Annotated in this window: 18 protein-coding genes and 1 pseudogene; all 19 read right to left on the minus strand. The window is 33.9% G+C overall.

All coding sequences use genetic code 11. The features are described from left to right. Positions 1-7: 7 nt before the first annotated feature. The 19 genes and pseudogenes from ACHCNF_RS03420 to ACHCNF_RS03510 all read right to left on the minus strand — a co-directional run bounded on the left by ACHCNF_RS03420 (position 8) and on the right by ACHCNF_RS03510 (position 19,492). Complete coding sequence (locus tag ACHCNF_RS03420; protein ID WP_408071400.1) at positions 8-1,075, minus strand: COG1361 family protein; 1,068 nt, start codon at positions 1,073-1,075, stop codon at positions 8-10. Beyond that, positions 1,072-1,800: a CpsD/CapB family tyrosine-protein kinase gene (locus ACHCNF_RS03425; protein ID WP_408071401.1), complete on the minus strand. Its 729-nt coding sequence runs from the start codon at positions 1,798-1,800 to the stop codon at positions 1,072-1,074. Before ACHCNF_RS03425 ends, ACHCNF_RS03420 begins: the two co-directional genes overlap by 4 nt. A 10-nt stretch (positions 1,801-1,810) precedes the next feature. Next, the gene (locus ACHCNF_RS03430; protein ID WP_408071402.1) at positions 1,811-2,926 is read right to left on the minus strand and encodes a Coenzyme F420 hydrogenase/dehydrogenase, beta subunit C-terminal domain; all 1,116 of its coding nucleotides are present in this window, start codon (positions 2,924-2,926) and stop codon (positions 1,811-1,813) included. A 37-nt stretch (positions 2,927-2,963) separates the two neighbouring features. Then, positions 2,964-3,950 carry a glycosyltransferase family A protein gene (locus ACHCNF_RS03435; RefSeq protein WP_408071403.1) on the minus strand — a complete coding sequence of 329 codons (987 nt, stop codon included), beginning with the start codon at positions 3,948-3,950 and terminating at the stop codon, positions 2,964-2,966. A gap of 6 nt (positions 3,951-3,956) precedes the next feature. Continuing rightward, positions 3,957-5,477, minus strand: coding sequence for a lipopolysaccharide biosynthesis protein (locus ACHCNF_RS03440; protein WP_408071404.1), 1,521 nt, complete (start codon positions 5,475-5,477; stop codon positions 3,957-3,959). A gap of 11 nt (positions 5,478-5,488) precedes the next feature. Beyond that, the gene (locus ACHCNF_RS03445) at positions 5,489-6,463 is read right to left on the minus strand and encodes a Coenzyme F420 hydrogenase/dehydrogenase, beta subunit C-terminal domain (RefSeq protein WP_408072186.1); all 975 of its coding nucleotides are present in this window, start codon (positions 6,461-6,463) and stop codon (positions 5,489-5,491) included. A gap of 9 nt (positions 6,464-6,472) precedes the next feature. Then, positions 6,473-6,622 (minus strand): annotated as a pseudogene (locus tag ACHCNF_RS03450) (4Fe-4S binding protein); the annotation flags it as partial. After that, the gene (locus tag ACHCNF_RS03455; protein ID WP_408071405.1) at positions 6,622-8,190 is read right to left on the minus strand and encodes a lipopolysaccharide biosynthesis protein; all 1,569 of its coding nucleotides are present in this window, start codon (positions 8,188-8,190) and stop codon (positions 6,622-6,624) included. The pseudogene ACHCNF_RS03450 and the gene ACHCNF_RS03455, both read right to left, overlap by 1 nt. A gap of 31 nt (positions 8,191-8,221) precedes the next feature. Then, positions 8,222-9,298 carry a polysaccharide pyruvyl transferase family protein gene (locus ACHCNF_RS03460; RefSeq protein WP_408071406.1) on the minus strand — a complete coding sequence of 359 codons (1,077 nt, stop codon included), beginning with the start codon at positions 9,296-9,298 and terminating at the stop codon, positions 8,222-8,224. Next, positions 9,264-10,235, minus strand: a complete 972-nt coding sequence (locus ACHCNF_RS03465; protein ID WP_408071407.1) for a glycosyltransferase family 2 protein — start codon at positions 10,233-10,235, stop codon at positions 9,264-9,266. Before ACHCNF_RS03465 ends, ACHCNF_RS03460 begins: the two co-directional genes overlap by 35 nt. A gap of 3 nt (positions 10,236-10,238) precedes the next feature. Next, the gene (locus ACHCNF_RS03470; RefSeq protein WP_408071408.1) at positions 10,239-11,072 is read right to left on the minus strand and encodes a glycosyltransferase family 32 protein; all 834 of its coding nucleotides are present in this window, start codon (positions 11,070-11,072) and stop codon (positions 10,239-10,241) included. A 14-nt stretch (positions 11,073-11,086) separates the two neighbouring features. After that, on the minus strand, positions 11,087-12,046 hold the full coding sequence (locus ACHCNF_RS03475; RefSeq protein ID WP_408071409.1) for a glycosyltransferase family 2 protein: 960 nt from the start codon (positions 12,044-12,046) through the stop codon (positions 11,087-11,089). A 1-nt stretch (position 12,047) separates the two neighbouring features. Next, positions 12,048-13,112: a polysaccharide pyruvyl transferase family protein gene (locus ACHCNF_RS03480; protein ID WP_408071410.1), complete on the minus strand. Its 1,065-nt coding sequence runs from the start codon at positions 13,110-13,112 to the stop codon at positions 12,048-12,050. A 21-nt stretch (positions 13,113-13,133) separates the two neighbouring features. Further along, positions 13,134-14,132: an O-fucosyltransferase family protein gene (locus ACHCNF_RS03485; RefSeq protein ID WP_408071411.1), complete on the minus strand. Its 999-nt coding sequence runs from the start codon at positions 14,130-14,132 to the stop codon at positions 13,134-13,136. Continuing rightward, positions 14,101-15,081, minus strand: coding sequence for a beta-1,6-N-acetylglucosaminyltransferase (locus ACHCNF_RS03490; RefSeq protein WP_408071412.1), 981 nt, complete (start codon positions 15,079-15,081; stop codon positions 14,101-14,103). Before ACHCNF_RS03490 ends, ACHCNF_RS03485 begins: the two co-directional genes overlap by 32 nt. After that, positions 15,078-16,043 carry an acyltransferase family protein gene (locus ACHCNF_RS03495; protein WP_408071413.1) on the minus strand — a complete coding sequence of 322 codons (966 nt, stop codon included), beginning with the start codon at positions 16,041-16,043 and terminating at the stop codon, positions 15,078-15,080. Before ACHCNF_RS03495 ends, ACHCNF_RS03490 begins: the two co-directional genes overlap by 4 nt. Positions 16,044-16,270: 227 nt before the next feature. Next, the gene (locus tag ACHCNF_RS03500; RefSeq protein WP_408071414.1) at positions 16,271-17,422 is read right to left on the minus strand and encodes a glycosyltransferase family 4 protein; all 1,152 of its coding nucleotides are present in this window, start codon (positions 17,420-17,422) and stop codon (positions 16,271-16,273) included. Between the two features lie 13 nt (positions 17,423-17,435). Continuing rightward, the gene (locus tag ACHCNF_RS03505) at positions 17,436-18,830 is read right to left on the minus strand and encodes a sugar transferase (RefSeq protein WP_408071415.1); all 1,395 of its coding nucleotides are present in this window, start codon (positions 18,828-18,830) and stop codon (positions 17,436-17,438) included. A 95-nt stretch (positions 18,831-18,925) separates the two neighbouring features. Then, positions 18,926-19,492, minus strand: a complete 567-nt coding sequence (locus ACHCNF_RS03510; RefSeq protein ID WP_408071416.1) for a leucine-rich repeat protein — start codon at positions 19,490-19,492, stop codon at positions 18,926-18,928. Positions 19,493-19,558: the final 66 nt, after the last annotated feature.

Below are 19,558 nucleotides of genomic sequence, written 5' to 3' on the forward strand. Positions count from 1 at the left end.
ATACCCTTTACTTTTGTTTTCTCCTGATTCTTTTATTTCTACCACTAAAGAAATAAAAGATAACAATGCCAATACTTACAATAAGAAAAAACAAGCTAATAAAACTATTAATCTTATTCCTTCTTATCATGCCAATAGTATTATCAGTAATATCTGCTTCTTCATATGCATTAACCTTAAAAGTATAAGTAACTACATCTGTCTGTAGAGTTTGCCCGTCCTTATCAGTATAGCTAAAAAACATATCTACTGTGTGCTCACCTTCACTGTCAAAATCCACATAAGCATCAGATGTCATGCTTGTACTACTACCTATACTTCCAAGTGAAATGTCCTTACTTTCCATTCCATCTCCACTCAAGTGAAGAACAACGTCATTTATAGCAGATAGTCCATTATTTCTATAAGAAACATTAATTCTATTATTTGATCCCACATACATAGAGGATGGTATATCTACTCTGCTTAAACTCAGTTTACCGCCAGTCGACACCGGAAGAGCCAAAACTAGCTGCTGTACGTTTTCAGTTCTGTAATTATCAGTATAATAAAGCGACATATTAACCATAAGTTCTTCATCCGTAATGTCTTTAGAAGCCATCATGGTTAGTTCACCCTCGACATATGATAACGTGTTAGCATAGCCTAAATAAACTGAATTAGATCCACCATAAACAGGATATATCAAATTATCAGTCTGATACAGATAAACCTGAATGTTTCCAGCATCAGATACTACAGCTGGATTATAAACAGTAAATTTTATCGTAAATTCCTCTCCTGGTGTTATGTTTCCATCACCTTCTATTTCATACTTATATAAGACCGGTATAGGGTTATCTAATGGAGCATTTAAATATGTTTGCCCTGACTTGTTTTTAACAGTTGGATCAGATTCCGTTTGTTCTGTATCAGTTTGGATTTCCTGTTCTACAGGGCTTTCATTCTTCCCTATCGGCTGCTCAATCTGTTGAATTTCACTCGTCGCTTTAACATTATATTTTGAAGCAGAACAAAATAATAATACTACCACTGCTATAGCAAAATACTTTATTGTTTTATTCATCCTTCTCATTTATCCTTTCTCTTACTCATTCCTCGCTTTTGCTTTTGCAGTTGCTTGTTACTGGTATAGTAATCAAAATCTTTAACCGTATTACTATACTGCCCCATTTCCATTCTATTCACAATAACACCTATATACTTATCTTCATAGTTCTCAAGTTGAACTCTTGCCTCTACAAGCTGTCGCTTCGTTGTCTCATTCATACTGACAATAAGCATGTATTTATCGACATAAGGAATCAGTATTTCCGCATCATTTGTAATCCCTACAGGTGGAGTGTCGATAATTATAAAATCGTAATCTTTCTTTATATCTTCTAAAAACGATTCCAACTTTGCATTACACAAAAGGCGAACGGGATTATCATTCTTATCTCCTGCAACCACATAATCAAGATTATTCACATTTGTCCCATATATAATCCTTCTATACGCAGTTGTTCCTCCGGTAATGTAATCTGTGAGAGACAGTTTTACTTCACCGCCAATTCTTTTAAATCTCTGGTCTTTTCTCAAATCACAATCAACAAATACCGTTTTCCAGCCTGCTTCAGCAAGTGAAATCGCAATATTGATAGCAACTGTTGTGGTTCCGCCATTAGCTCCAGCTCCTGTACATAGAAACATCTTAGAATGATCTTTCTTGTATAAGCCGTGAAGCTTTACAACTATTTTATCTATTGAATTATTCAAAACATTACTGTTTAACGTATATAGTTCCAATTTTTCACTCATGCTCATTTCCTCATCTTAATAATTTGTTTTTTACCCTATTCCACAAAGATCCACGAATATATTTCTCAACAATCCCATGAACAGTCATATCGTCAATATGCTCAAAAAGTGCTTTATTCTTTTCATTCATCGCAGCTCCGTTTATTGCAGCTCCATTCTTAGAAAGTGCACTATTCAAATCCACTTCCTTAAATTCAACCTGACCTTTTATTACATCAAATAATCTTTCTCCCTTTGTGGAATTGACCAGGAACAATGATACCCCCTTATTATCATTCATTTCCGGACATATACTTGACACTCCCCAAAAATCAGCAAGGATATAATCACCAGCATAATCTAAATGCTTATAGCGGCAATTATAGCATGAAGGTCTCAGACTTGCGTCGGCAATAAATGCTCTCATATATGTATTCTTATTAAAAACATCATAAATGTTCTTTTTTGTTCCTTCTATTTTCACATGATACTCTGACCACCCATCACTTTTATCTCTAAAACATATTTTTTTTATCTCGCCAATTCCCAGTTCCTTGATATATTTACTCCATAGTTTTGGAGATGGTACACCATGACACATTATATCCTGAAGTATTAGTTTATCATATTCTTTATTCAAAAAAGATTTGAGTCCACCTATCTGACATGGAGTACCTGTAAACAATACATACTTATCATCTTCTAAATCAGCAATTGCCTGAATATATGTGTTTTCTATATCACTCTGAACATATTTTGATGTTTGAAGTTGTTCTAAGTCTTCCTCCTTAGTCACTCTCACATGATGAACCCGGAACTTTTCATCAAAGGCTGCACCATACACACTTCCGCCCTTGCCAATTACCCATTTGGCAACTGCTACAAATATTCCTCCTGATGAACTACTCATACGCTCATTCTCATTATTGTTTTTAGCTGCATAAGCTTTGTATGGTTTGCTCCTTAAATCATCTCTTTTCATATGGCAAACTTTGTCACACAGTTTACAGTTTATACAATCGTCAGCATTAACGATAGGATATTTAAAGCCCTGTTTATCTGAGGCCATTGTGATGCATCTTCTCGGGCAAACCGTCATGCATGAATGACAGCCCGTACAATCTGCCTTATTCTCTATATTAACCATAGTTTCCTCATTTTTTCGATACAAAAACTAATAATACTTATCTGCGTCTGTATGCTCTTTTTGCCATTTTAAAAATTGAATATAAAACGTCTATAACAGGGCAAAGTCCGGACCATAATATTAGAGTGTCCCTTCTTGTACATCTGCCCATATCCTTTAATTCTTTATACTTTTGCTTCATCAGTTGTTTATCTTTAAAGAAATAGCCATTATCAAATTCCTTTCTCACAACCTTATCTTTTAGCATATCCATATACTTAGAATTTTCCAATCCCATTTCTTTAAGAACGCAGGCAATTAAATCATTTTGCTTGTGAAGCTTTTCAATAACATCCTCTAGTTTTTTTTCTCTCCTGGAATGACTATCCTCTCTAATTACATAGGAAAACAATACTTCTTTTATATATCCGCATTTATACTTATATGTAAGAGGCATAAGCATCTGCCAATTTTGCCCCACATCAGATTTCATTATATGCCTTGAAGGAATTGCCCCTAATATAGCTTCTGTCCTTGCCATATATACACCAGGTGTATATACAATATTTTTTTCAAGAATAACATCTTCAAATATATTGTCCTCGCCATGAGGTTGAATTCGCCTTAAATCACCTATTTTTTTTGTAAGGTCTGATTCATGAACCTCCTGTGCATAGCACATAACATATCCACAGTCAGGATTTTGCTCAAGAAATTCCACCTTCTTTCTTATGTTATCTTTGTCCAAGATATCATCAGAGTCTGTCCACATCAGATAATCCCCGGAAAAAATAGCCAGTCCTTTATTCATAGCTTCAGCCTGACCTGAATTTTCCTGATATATATATATAAGCTTTCTTCCGGACTGCTCAAATGTAGGAATATAACTTTTGGCTATAGCTTCTGTCCTATCGCTACTTCCATCATTAACAAATATTAATTCAATATTCTGATATGTTTGTCCCAATATATTATTGAAAAATCTCTCTGCGAACCCCTCCCCATTGAAGCAAGGCGTAATTATTGATACTTTTTTATCTTCCATAGCATTTTACTTTCCTATCCCAACAGCAACTGATAATTTCTTTATTATCTTCCTGTAATCATCGTTCTTTAAGTATTTCAAAAAATACAATATATTTATAATCAGAACACTCATAAAGCCTTTGACTGCCCATATCAAAAGGTTATTACATTCAATAAATTCTACTGCCTTATAAGATATGGCGCAAAACACTAACATTATTGCAGCATTTAATCCTATCCTTATAAAATAGGAACTGACTTTCCCACATAAAATATCTTTAAAAACAAGTCTGGCCTCAAACCAAAAGGATGTCGTCATTCTGGAAATAAACGATGCAGCTATTATTCCAAAAGTTCCTACCATTTTCCCCAAAATGATAGATAATACTATATTCTCTATGGCACAAATAAACATAATCCATCGAGTTTCTTTATATAGCCCACCTGCTTCCTTGAACATACCTAAAGGATATGTAACCAGCGAAAAATAAACATTAGCCAGTATTGCTATTAAAATCCATTTGTCCATAACATATTCCGGGCCAAAAAAACAAGCTATAAAATCCTCCATCAGACAGTACAGGCAAACTACAACCATTCCACCCAGCCAATCCCCAAGGATCATTATCTGATTGAATACTCTTTCTATTTCCTTCTTATTATCTTCTGCCAGAAGATTTCCTACGCTTGCGGTTATAGACCAAAAAAAAGCCCCTGTTAGCTGCGTCAGTCTATTTATTACAGTTAAATAATTTGTATACAATCCAACTGTAGCAGTATTGATAATAGTTGAAATCAACATATTATCAGTACCATCCATCAGTACACCTGAAATCTTATATATGAAAACTGATGCAACGTTCGAATAAATATTCTTTTTATCCTGATAATCAAGCTTTTTACGCTTTAGAATATACGGATAGTATTTATTTGCCTGATGATTAACTAACAAATTATATGCAACAGCATTCACTATTCCAACGCATAAATATGCAGTGTAACTATGTGTAAGCCATAATACAATGGTCTGAAAAATAATCTTGCCAATTGCCATCCACATAGAATATTTCTGTATTATATAGAATTTTTGATCAGCAGTAATAATCGATTGTTTATATGCAAAGAGATAAGAAACTACAGTATTAAATAGTGAAATAAGATAATATAATCTGATATGTGGAATGTTAATATCTGTATTTATCACATAATCCAAAAAGGGTAAAATAGCCAATCCTATAATCGTAATAGCCGCAGCTATCGTGTTATATAATTTTCTATATAGTGTGACAAGTGCTACCAGCTTATCTTCGTCATTTTCAGCTAATGGCTTATAAAAGCTATATGCCATAGCTGTAGTTAATCCCAAATCTGCCAATGACATCATTGTAAAGATGTCACTAAAAACACCATTAATTCCGAGATAATCAATTGGCAAAATTTTAAGGAAAATATATCTTCCCGCCAAAGATAAAAACATTGTAACTATCTTATTTACAGTACTATATTTTATGTTTTTTATGGTATTTTTTGTTCTACTTCCTCCCATTTTAGTTCCATCTATTTCCTATTTTTTATTATTTTTCTAAGTACTTTATATATCTTTCTATCACTCATACTATTGTACATACTCTCAATCGAACCCCCCCTTTTTAAAAGAAAAAAGAACAGTGCTCGTCCATCGGGCATATCTACAGATTTCCTAGCATCAGAATCTTTTGGTAAAATCTTATCTATATCTACATTTTCATATGTTATATATTGAGAAATTCCATCAAATAACGCGGCACCCTTATCAGTTCTTAGCATAATTACGGATACACCTTTATCATCATCAAATTCAGGCAATATCTTTTCTATTCCCCATGCATCTCCAATTGTAATATCTGAATCTCTGTCTAACGATTTAAACTTACAATCATAACAGGATGGTCGAAGTATAAAATTACGCAAAAACATACTCATATATACATTTTTGCCAAATGGTTCTGTGAAATTGGTATTATTAGCAAAAGAAAATGTTACAGAATAATTATGCCACCCAGAACTCTTATCCCTAAATAATGCTTTAACAATTTCCGATTGATATTTCTTTCCTATGCTATGTAAATATTTTTTCCAAACAACAGGAGATGGCACTCCATGGCACAGTACATCCATAGTATATAGATTGGGGTAGTCACGTTTGAGAAAAGCTTTAAGTCCGCTGACTTGGCAAGCTGTTCCTGTATAAAGTACCTTCTTCCCTGAATCTAATTTTGTCCGTATATCTTCAAATACGTCTTCTGTTCTACTTTGAAGATATTTACTCCCCATAAGCATAGATATCTTTTCTGTATCATCAATACCTATATGATGAACCAAAAGATTCTCGTCATAGGCAGCGCCATAGACTATTCCTCCTTCGCTTATGATTTTTGTAGCAAACAGTACAAAAACACCACCCGACGAGCTTTGTAATCTCTCACACCTATTATTTTTTGCCACAAAGCTTATCGGTTTTTGTGGACTATCATCGTTCCCAATATGTGACATCGGGCAACTTTTTTCACATAGATTACATTTCTTGCAGTTATTAGTATCTATATATGGGTAAAGAAACCCTTCATCATCAGTTTGCATTTTAATGCAATGCGACGGGCATATCTGAGCACATGAGCCACAACCGCAGCAGTCTTTCTTTAGTATACGCATCACACTGTTTTCCTAACATATTTGTATATTTTTGTAAAATTAATCTTTCCATGAGTGATTTTTGACATCAATTCTATACATTCATATAATTCAGTTGTATTTCTATAAGCAATCAAAAAAGCAACATTTGAAACGAAAACGCAAATTATAAATCTAATCCCCAGTGTGATGACGTCATCAAATAATACTAAATTACATATGCCAACAGAAATAGCGCATACTATAAATGATGTACAAGTATACCTAATCAATCCGAATACATATCCTTTAAAATATCTTCTTTCAAACATAGTATTAAATAGATTGTAAAAAAGCCAAGGCATTCCAACAATGATCATAGAAACTACTGTTGACAATAGAACCCCATAAATTCCCCAAAAGTTAACCATAATTAAATTCATTATCAAATTGGATAAAGCTGTAACTAACGGCCGAAACCTGTCTTTATGCCATATACCTCCAGCATCTTTATATAAATTCAAAAGAGAATTAATCTCATATATATAAAAATATATTACAAAGCAAACGACTGCAGCGTAGTTTAGCATAAGTTTATTTCCCACCCATAATCTCATAAAGGGCTGATATAGATTTAAAAAACAAGTTGAACACACACCTGATATCCAACAAATCAAAAATGTAAATTTTGATAAGTCATTAAAATTCTTCTCTTTTGATTCTACTATTAGGCTATTCCCAATTCCCGCTGTACATGCACTAAAGCCTACCGATATAAAGCCAATTACTGATGTCAAAATAAAATAATAGTTCTGATAAATTGCCAACATCGTCAACCCCAAAAAAGCAGACACAACTATTGTATCCGCAGAATTGACTACTATTGCTCCGATTTTTGAAGTAAATAAATCCTTAACGCGATGATTTATTGATGATATAGTTGCTTGTGGTAAATCCCCTACTGCCTTATATTGTGGATAATATTTATTCACAATTAGTGAAACACATATGTTATTAACAACCTGAATAAGTATTGCTATTGCTAAATAACAATAATAGTTTTTTATTAGCCAAATTGTTAAAAACTGAAGGAAAGATTGTATCGTACTGGTAACAATTGCCACCTTACTCCCTAAGTCCGTCCTTTGATGAGCCTGTAGTAATGCACTTTTATATGCAAATAGCCAATATGACAGAACAGTTGCCCCTAAATTCATATAATATAATGTAAAAATGTTCAAATCACTTGGTATATCCCCCTTTATAAGTCTGGGAATCACAGGTGTCAATATAATACCAACCAACGCTATAACAAGGCCGATGATACGATAATAAGACCGATATAATTTCATTAATGCACATATTTCATCGTGATTATCCTCCGCTATTGGCTTATACATACTAAAAACCATTGCTGTTCCCACTCCCAGTTCAGCTAGATTTAAAACCTGCAAAACAGATGAGAAAAGAGAATTTAATCCTAAATACTGGACCCCCATGAAATAAATCATCGCTGTCCGCATTACGAATGGCATCAATATTTGCTGCATTTTGAGAATAATTCCAGCTATCATATTCCTTGTAGCATTTTTTGTTCGTTCTATTTTCATGTTTTATTTATTTTTCTCCAAGCTTATCACGTTAGCTTATGGCATTCTTCAAATAATTATATGAATCTTTCTGAAGACCATTTATACTTTTATTTACATATTCTTTATATAATTGAGCAATATCTCCACTATATATTCTTTCTTCAAGTCCAACAAAGCTAAGTAAAGTTTCTATCCTCCCGAACATTTCTTCCATACCGATTTCTTTTCTTTTAAATGTCAAAAACTTCTTTTCAAATATAATTGAAAAAACAGTAGCATGAAATGAATCAGTGCATATATACTCTGCATTGTGAACAAGCCATATAAACTCATCCGGTGTAGTCAAAAAAGACTCTAAGTTACCTGCATCAAAAGCATCAATTATATCCAGATTATTATTAACCGCTACTTCATTTATTATCCTTAAATATTCATCATCTTTTGTTCCCAAATAATAAATCAATATATACGGCTTATTCTTATATAATCCAGACTTCTTCTCTAATCTCAGCCAGCTTTCTTTATCTATTAGTAGTGTTGGATCAAGAACCAATTTAGCATCTCTTCCTGTATACCTTTTGATAATATCCCTAGCACTCAGCTCTCGGCATGATAATGCTTTCATTCCAAGTAAGCCATTAATATGTATAGCCTTATCGTCCATTGGGATATCTTCAAATCCAAAGCTTGGTGCATATGATATTCTTTTCTCTTCTTGAACAAACTTCAGATAATAATAGTCCAATTCACTCTTATTATCAGTCCACTTATGCCAAACTTGATCGCTTCCTACAACAGCAAACTTAAAATCATCATATTTTTTTTTAAAGGCATCCTGATATCTAAGCTTAAATAAATGATCTATATATTTCCTATTGAATGATGCATATTTACAAATTCTCCGCAATCTAAAATAAGCATTCTTATAATTTTGTCTTCCCACCTTATACAGAACTGCTCTCATACAATTCTTGATGCGTTTTTTTATTGTATTCCATTCTGGCACTTCCATATAAGGAGTCCACACTTCACATCCCATAGATTTAAGTGTTTCCTGAAGTGCATAGTTTTGAAGGCGGTTCCCTATGTTATCACTTTGAAGGGTAATAAGCAGTATTTTTTTCATTTTTCTTTCCTTTTATCAAAATCCTTAAACCTTTCAAAACCAATTTTATTCTATTTTTGGTATCAAACCTTATTACTCTAGACAAAAATACAAAAAAATTCTTTTTAATTTCGTCATAGCTGTTATTGTACCAATCAGGATGATGTTTTATCTTTTTTATATTTTCTACCGACAATCTGTATATTTTATCCTTTATGCATCTTTTTTCATTTTCAAATAAGTCTAAATCATCCAGCATTTTGTATAACGATACATTATATTTCAGATTGCCACATACATCATAGCAATTCTCTATATTCCCTGTAACGCTCTCAGTATTGGCTATATAATAATATGTGCAGCATTTTGTTACATATACTTTGGAATCTCTGTGCTCTGATAACAACCTGATATTAAAATAGCCATCCTCTAAATGAGTCAATTCATTATCAAATCTAATATTTCCAATAAGTTCTTTTTTATAGAACTTATTCCATACGCTCCCCATAATACAAGGATAACAAGTAATATATTCTATAGCTTTATGTACACTAATTATCCTTTCTTTCTTTACTGCCTGTAATTCGCAACTATCTCTATATACTCTAGTAAATGCTGAAAATACAATATCAATATCATTTTTATCAAATATTTCTTTTACCTTAGCTAAGGCATCTTTATCATAGTAATCGTCAGCATCGCAAAAGCCAATGACATCCCCATTTGCATGTGATAATCCTATATTCCTTGCTAAAGATATACCAGATTCCTCACTAATATACAGTTCCACATTACTATATTGCTCATTTAATGCTTTACATAATTCGAGCGATTTATCTGATGAACCATTTTCTACTAATATTATTTGAGTATCAACCTTCTGCCTCAAAAGACTATCAACACATTTAGCAATTGTCTTTTCAGCATTATATACAGGAACTATAATTGAAAATAGCATATTTTAATTTCTTTTCCTCTTATTTATTTTCCTTAAATAATACTTCAGGGTGCTTTTACATCCATAATTGTCAATTCTTGACCTAAAATAAAACGGGATACATATTATCCTAGCAATCCCCCATCCTATCCTATCTCCAAATCGCTTCTTGCAAAATCTTCTTATTTGACCTATCCGTAATTCAGAAGGTGTTTTCCATGATCCCGAAAAATGATGATTAATCACTGTCCTTTTAGAAAAGCAACTACCAGATTCTCGATATGGATTAAAAGGACAAAAATAATCCATTGGATATATATCAAAATCATCTACTTTTTGATATTGATTATTAAGCGCTAGCCCTTTCTCTAATAGCTTATTAGTTAATAAAGACGGATTAGGTGTTTCATCATATTCACCATTTTCCTTGATAAATCTTTTATTTCCGTATTCTTGTAATATTTCATAAAACAAACTATTGTGACTTTCTGATGCTAATATGCAAGTACCAATGTGCTTTGTTGTTTCAAATCCAAAAAAGCCTTTACTATTTAAAAATTCATCGAAGTCTTTATATACCTCGACGTCAGTATCTAGATAAATACCACCATAATTAAATAAAGCCCATACTCTTACATAATCACTTACGAAAGCGTATTTCCCACTGTTGTATGCTTCTTGAACATATAATGGACTCTTACTAATGTCAAAATTAGACTGATTCCACTCTATAATTCTATAATCTTTCAATATATTCTTCCAAGTTTCGATACAATAATTTACATCTTTAGGAAAGCCTTTATTTTTTTTATTTAAATCAGAAAACCAGCAGTAATGTATAATCTTCGGAACACTCATAATTCATCAGCAAATTATTGCTTTTTAGCCTCCATTCTCTTCTTTATATTTAGTAACAAATAATAAATACTAGGTGAATAATAGTAAATAGTATATCCTATTTTCTTTATTTTCTTATTGACTTTTTCATATTTATTTCTATATAGTTTTATCAATTTTTTTCGGGCGTTATCATCATTACTTATCCTGTTATATCTAAAAATAATCCTGTCCATATATGCCTTATACGTTAGTACAATTTGTTCATCAAGGTTTCCATGTTCTTCAAATAGCCGTATCCTCTCTTCGAAAGCATCATAAATATCTAAATTTTTATAGTATTTTTCATTTGTGGTAATACTATTATTATTATAGAAATAGAAGTATAGTTTTTTTTCTAAAATCACTACTTGATCTACATTTAAAAAGAATTTATAAGTAGTATACTCATCCTCATTAATTCGTCCTATAGGATATCTTATAGTTCCAATTACACTTCTTCTGTATAATTTATTTGTAGCAATAGTATACTTTTCACCTTCATCAGAATACATTTCTCGCAGTGCATCACTGGATTTTATCATCTTATATTCATTGGTACCGAGATCGCTTCCTACGTATATATCTCCACTAAAGCGTTTTACGCCACACATCACTATATCAGCATTTTCATCAAGTGCAATTTTGTGCATCAATGAGCAATACTCAGAGGCAATATAATCATCAGAATCGACAAAACATAAAAAATCTCCCTGAGCTCGTTCTATTCCATAATTTCTTGCATCAGATAAGCCACCATTTTCTTTATGAAATACTTTTATCCTATCGTCCAATAAAGCCAACTCATCACACAATCTGCCACTGGAATCCTTTGAACCATCATCTATTAGTAGAATCTCCAGATTTGTAAATGTCTGATTTATAAGACTTTCTACACATCTCTTCAAATATTTTTCTACGTTATATACAGGTACAATAATACTAATTTTGTCCAAATTATCTTTCCCCCACAATTATGCTTCTCAAATACTCATATGCCTCATTTCTATTTATTTGAACAATATTCCTGATAGTTACATAATCAATATCATTGAATAAATCTGATGAATTATAACAAGCCAGCCTATTATGTATCCCAAACAAATCTACCAACGTTTCAATTCTGCTATTCATTGACACATCCTTATCCTGTCTGGTAAAAATCACAAATTGCTTTTCAAATAATAACGAAAAGACCGTTCCATGGAACGAATCCGTGCATATATAATCAGCATGATGAATTAAATATATAAAGTGCTGTGGTCCTATATTATAGAAAGGTTCTCCAGGTGTTTCAGTAAACTTAATAATCTTAAGACCCTTTTTATCAGCTATTTCCTGCACTTTCTTATAGTATTCATCCGGTATATTACCGAGATAATACATGAACAGATATTTGTCAGGCATCTCATATTCCGGTTTTTCCTCAAGCAGATAATAATCCTCCGGCTCAAGAAGCATAGTTGGATCAATATGCCTTTGAGGAGTTATCCCTGTAAGTTTCTTTACAAGCTCTACGCTATCTTCTTCCCTTACGGATATTTCCCGCATTCCTTTCAGATTGGAAGTGAACCTATCTAAATGAGCCTCGTCAATATTGCTTACACCGATACTTGCCGCATATGAAAAGCGCTTTTCCTTTGGTGCAAACGTAGCAAACTCAAAATCAGAATTAAAGTGGAAATATGGATTCCAGACCTGATCACTGCCTGCAATAAAGCAATCATATTTATCCGCAAAATCCTCTTCGTTTATATTTTCATATCTAATCTTACTGTCGTAATCTATATAAGAATTCTCAAACTTAGAATATATTCTTCTTCGCTTACTATTTCTGACAACTGTTTTTATCATTCGCCTTATTGTTGATAAAAACAACGAACCTCTCACAGATTTAGCAGATCTGATAGTTTTTACTTCAGCTCCACACTTTTTTATAGCCTCTTGTAAGGCATAATTCTGAAGTCTGTTTCCAAAGTTCATTCCACTATTTGTAATTGTGAGAATTGCAACTTTTTTCATTTAAATACTCCACCAGCAGAACTAATACAAGCCATGATAAATAATTCTCTCCTTATCAAAACCAGGAGAACGCATTATCAATACCATCCTTGATGCTCCGCTCATACCAAACACTACATTATTCAGCTTTGACATCACATAAAGTTTTCTAAAATACTCAAAACCGCGAAGATACTTATCATTTTCTCTGTCAAAAGAAATATATGATATCCTCTTATCATCTTTTTCATAAATGCCATCAAAATAAACGCTGTCACTGGTGATAACTCTATCCCCAAATTTATCCTTCAGTAAATTTAACAAGCGCTCTTCATCCGTAGCAACATAATAATATGCTTCCGGAAATTCCTTTTCCAGAATATCTACAATTTCTTCTATATCCGGCTGAATCGGATGTCCCTTGGGCTTGGTTAGAACATAGTCCGTTCCTCTTAATACAATACCCACCGAATCATCAGAGCCTATAATTCTTTGCATCTTCTCAAGTTCAGCATCGTATTCTGCCTTAACCTGGCTTTTTAAGACAAAATATTTTTCGTATAGTTTCTGATAAGCTATTCTCTCAGTTGAACTCATATCCCAACGAATCCCGGGTGCAGCTTTTTTTGAATAAGCATATATCTTATCTGAATAAACTTCCTGTCCTTTAGCAATAATCTCATCAAAAAATTGCAGAAAATAGTTATCTCCGTCAGCATCAACTATTCTAAAAACAGGAACCGCCCCCAAAGTAGTAGCAAGAAGAGCTTTCCCTAAAATATTAGACATATAACACATATTAAAAACCTTATATGTATATATATCTTCATCAAAAACCATATATTTGTTTCCATCAACCAGATGAGAAATCTCTTTCTTTGCAAGTATCTGCATACCCTTTATACATAAGAGTTTTGTAATAGACAAATTTCCTTGTTTTCTATATAGTTTTCTCCAGATTGAAAGTGGAATAACGCCAGCTACCACTACCATTCCTATATGTTTTAGTTTACGTAATGTCTGCTTGCCTTTCTCGTTCATTTTCCCCCTCATTATCCAACAACTCCAGCAATTCCCCTGAAACTTCACTTCTTACTTTCCTGCAGAACAGATCAGGCCGGTCTTTTATCCTCTCATAATCTGCCTTTGTAAGCACTGTTACTTCCCTTGGAAATTCAAAGTAAGTCAGGTTCCTCCAATTTACAAGCCATCTCTGTTCCGGCTCATCGTACTTTATACAATGAGTCTTAAACTCAGAATTATGTACGACAGTATGAAAGTACTCCTCATCAGGAAACTGCATTATCTTCATCTTCCTGTTGAATTTAGGATGCGTCCCTTCAAAATTGTCAAGATATTCTGCACACTGTCTGGTTACTGCCCACTGTGCGCAGCCATAATAAATTTTATAATCACCATCTTTTTCTTTTATTATTCCGTTAAAGCCAATGGTTGTAAGACTAAGCAGCGTAGAAACAGCCGTTATCAGAAGCTTATGCGGATTCTTATTAGATGCTTTACCATAAGGATTATCCTTCATATAGTAAAGCTTATATTTCCTGGAAAACTCCCAATCCTTAGTCCCACCAATCGGGCATCCTCTAATGAATTCCTTCCCATTGTTTGCCTCAAAGAATTCCTTAATATAAGAATTGCTTTTAATGGGATAATCAAGATTCTGCATCATAACAAAGTAATCATAATTTCTATCACTGTTAAGTGCAGTTCTAAGCAATTCATAGCATGCATGAATCGCATTATATCCGCCCCAATACACTTTGTGCCTGTTAGGAGTAAAGTAAACCCTGTCTATTCCATTTAGATGTTTCTTAAATGGCTCTATATCCTGTTTTGCATCAACGTGTATATACATATCAAAATCCGGATCAGCACATAACCTTCTGGCACATCTAGCTACCAATACCGGATCTGTATGGCATAAATTTAAAAATGCAATACGCATTACAGTATTTCCCTCTAATAATTTCAATTTTTCTTTGCTTCTATTATTTGAGCCAAGAAGATAGTCGCTACAGCAGTCAAAACCGGATTAATCCAAGGGAATAATCCATTTGCTGTATCAATAGGCAATAAACATTCAGCTACAACTACAAAAATCCACGCGATAATAGAATGAAAAATATATACATTTAAAGATAGTTTGTCGCCCAGATACTCTATGGTTTTAGAAACTGATATATCTTTATACTTAATTGCTGCAATAAATAGAGATGCTGATACTAAGAATATTCCAACACATGAAAAATCAAGTCGACTTTTGAATATAACATGAAAAAATGCTATGAATTCCCCAAGTAATACACCCCAAACTAACTTTATTCCATTTACCTTACCAATTATATTATCTTCATTATCATGAATTTTATAGCCCAATAAAAACCACGCAAGAATTCTTGTAATAAAATTTATCTTAAATGACCATGGCAGACCCTTGGTCTCGCAATATGTAGTCAAGACAAATTGAAGCAGAAACAACAAAGGCATTAAGTGGACAAAATCCTTCTCCTTTTTGAACTTAACCGCCATAAACCAAACAATATATGTCTCGATCATTCCTATCAGGTACCAGAGTGGTATTGCAAAATCCAGATTTATAAAAACAAAAAATTTGACAATCGTTACAATGCTTAACTCTTTTTTTACCCATTGAATAAAATCACCATTATAAAAGTGCATTAAAACTGCATATAAAAGCCACCACACCAATGCCACTAAAAAAATATGACACATCCTAAATAGTCTTTTTTTTATCTTGGCCTCATCGCAGTTCAATGCGTAATATCCGGCAATCATGGCAAATATAGGTACTGTAAATTGCGCTAGCTTAGCCATTGCAGTCCCTATCATACCCGGAAAAGGTACATGGATAAATACTACACCCACACATCCAATCCCTTTTAACAGGTTTAGCATATGATTTCTTTGCTCCATCTGTCACTCCCACCTACAAAAATGCACATTAAATCTTTTTTTCATAAAGTATACACAGTCTTTGAAATTTTACACTATTTTTTGTGATTATTGTATAGGCATATATCTAAAAAATGGAATACAGTTCAGCACTATTTTTGTATCATTTGATAATTTATGATATTACAAATAAAAAATCCCCAAAGCCCGTTAATAACAGACTTTTGAGGATTTTATCCATACATTTTTTAAATATTATTTATTCTCTCAACGTTTAGAATCGTATCTATATAAAGTCTGGCACTTGCACCTGTAACCTTATTCCAGTCGAATCTTTTATAGCAATAATCCATAATTTCATCGAAAGAATGGAAGGTCTCCGGATGCTCTATGCTCTCTTTAATTTTTTCTGCCAGATCATTCACATCAGATTTCTTAAAGTATTTGGCATATTCACAGCAGGCTTCTGCATTCTCAGGAATATCACTGGCAAGGCATTTTCTGCCAAAGCTCATAGCCTCAAGGAGGCTTATGGGCATGCCTTCGATATCACTAGGAAGTACATACATATAGCAGTTACTGAACAGTTCAGTTAGCATATCTCCCTGGACAAAACCGGTCATTACAACACGCTTGTCCTTTGCCGCTATCTGCTTTACTTCATTTACATATTCATCAGAATGGCTTCCACCACCTGCTATAACCAGTTTCATGTCGGTATCAATCTTGGCAAATGCCTTGAGAAGATAAATGATTCCCTTCTCAGGTACAATTCTCCCAAGATAGAGAAGGTACTTTTCTTTTTCCAGATTGAATTTCTCAGCTATCTTATCAGGTTCTTTAAACTCCGTCTTATTAACACCATTAGGGATATAAATAGTCTGCCTGTTATAGTTATCAAGAAAATACTGCTGTACATTACGAGACAAAACTATAACCTCATCAGCGTAGCGGGCTGCTATTTTCTCACCGAACTTAAGGTACTTGGTAGCAAAGCCGCCCCACTTGGCTCTCTGCCAGTCAAGACCGTGGATTGTAGCTACAGTTCTGATGCCAAACATATGAGGTATTATGAGCATAGCTGCAGGTCCCTCTGCATGATAATGTATGACATCATAATTACCCAAAAGTGCTCCGATCGTCGCCAAAAATGAATATGCAAAAGCATTTAGCGCCTTCATGCTGGGAGTTGGAATATGAACAATGCGTATTCCCCTGTATGATCTTAATCTATGTGATTCTTTATCCGCATTTTTGTCTGATACATGCCTACCCATGCGGTTATAAACCGTAACCGAATGACCCATTTTCACAAGACGCGTGGCCAGCTCCTGTACAACTATCTCTATCCCCCCTTCTCTGGAAGGTATACGCTTGTGACCAATCATTGCAATTTTCATCTTTGCTCCTAAATCAATACGAACCTTTAAGCTTTAATATCTCAAGCACCGTTTTGAACATAATCTTTATATCCATTAACGGTGTCCAGTTATCTATATAATCTACATCCATTCCAACAACCTCTGAAAAATCAGTGACAGTACTTCTGCCATTTGTCTGCCACATACCCGTAATTCCGGGTTTTATGCTGATTCTTCTCCACTGATCATTGGTATATTTCTCAACTTCATCAATCGTTGGTGGTCTGGTACCAACGAAACTCATAGATCCGGAAAGCACATTGAAAAACTGAGGAAGCTCGTCAATGCTCGTTCTGCGGATGAACTTACCCACTCTTGTTATTCTGGGGTCATCCTTGATTTTGAACATCATTCCATCTTTTACTTCATTAAGCTCCTCTAGCTCTGCCTTACGTTCTTCAGCATCCACATACATGCTTCTGAATTTCCAGATTTTGAAATGTCTGCCATTTTTGCCCACTCTTACCTGTTTAAAAATCGCAGGCCCGGGAGAATCCAGCTTAATCGCAATAGCTGTAATAATCATCAATGGTGATGTAAGCACTATTCCAACTATCGCAAAAAATATGTCAAATATCCTCTTAAGCGCAGCCTCCTGAGTATTCATACTTACTGTATGATAAGTCATGATAGGATATGTACCTATACTGCTGTTATAGGAAAATGCCTTTCTCCTTCTGTATATATCAACCACAACTCTGCATGTGATTCCCATCTGAATACAGGTATCAATTATCTGTTGGATACGCTTAATATCCATCTCTCGCTTTTGCAAAAGATATACATGGTCTATGTTGTACTTTCTAATAAGTTCAGGAAGATGTGACACGCTTCCTATATATTCCAATGAATCATTATCATCATCAAAACTTATATAGCCTATCTCGTTGACCATAAGCGGTGTCTTATTAAGGAAGTATCTGAATTTATTATAAGAATCCTTACTTCCGATATACACACACCTGGGCACATGTTTCCTATTAATGATCCTGTCGATCATGTTACGGAAGATCACTATTTCAAGTAGTAATAATATGTAAGAATTTACCATGAAAAACATCAGAAATTTGCCACTTACAGACCTGTCAAGGCAATATAAATATACCAGGCCGCAGCAAAAAGCAGCCACCATAAATGACATACTCTGTCTTCTGATTATTCTATCCTTATAGAAAAATAATGTATTATTGTAAATATTAGCTGCTCTGTTTGATATTACAAATATCATCACAAAGACAAAAAACATAGTTAAAATACTTTTCCATTCATTCTGCTGTACCAAATGTCCCATCAACCGACCGGTAGTAAGCAGCGCAAACATCTGGACAATTATATCCAAAATTGGATGAACCACATCAAAAGATGCGGTGACATTCGATCGATTCATAACGCAACCCCACTTTTTTGTGCAACCCGCGATCACAGATTACCAGAATCCGTGATCACGGATTCTGAAATGTTAATTAACACTCCCTCAAGAAATTAACTAAGTTTCTTGATTTTTCCTTTGAAGCCGGCCTTTTCAAGTGTCTTTTTGAATTTCTTAAACTGCTTTTTAGACATCTTCTTAGTAACCTTGATAGTCATCTTAGTAGTATCAAGACCCTTAAACGCACCCTTCTTCACTTTGATGTTCTTGGTATTGTTGAATTTGATAGTCTTAAGCTTAGCTGCCTTACTAAATGCCTTTTTATCAATAACTTTCACTGAGTCAGGAATAGTTATCTTAGTGGCCTTAGTAGCATTGGTAAATGCCTTAGCCTTGATCTCAACAACAGTGTACTCAACACCATTTACAGTAACCTTGCTTGGGACCTTGACAGATTTCTCAGTAGTCTTTTCTATAGAAGAAAAAGCTGCTGTTCCATCTTCATTGGTATCAACAATAGATGTGTATGGAATAACATCAACCCTGTCTGCCGTCTGGTCTGGTGCTGTTATTGTCTGATTACCTGTTGTAGGTGATCCTACTGCTGCATGTACAGGTGTCGAAACAATAAGAGCTGCCGCAAGAACTGATCCAAGAACTTTTTTCATAACACTATGCATTGTCTCCTCCTTTCTTCGCCGGCGCATGCACGCTGGTTCTAATATGTATGAGCAATTATAGTCTGT

It is taken from the genome of Butyrivibrio sp. NATIVEDY162, from assembly GCF_045999815.1.
GTDB lineage: Bacteria > Bacillota > Clostridia > Lachnospirales > Lachnospiraceae > Butyrivibrio.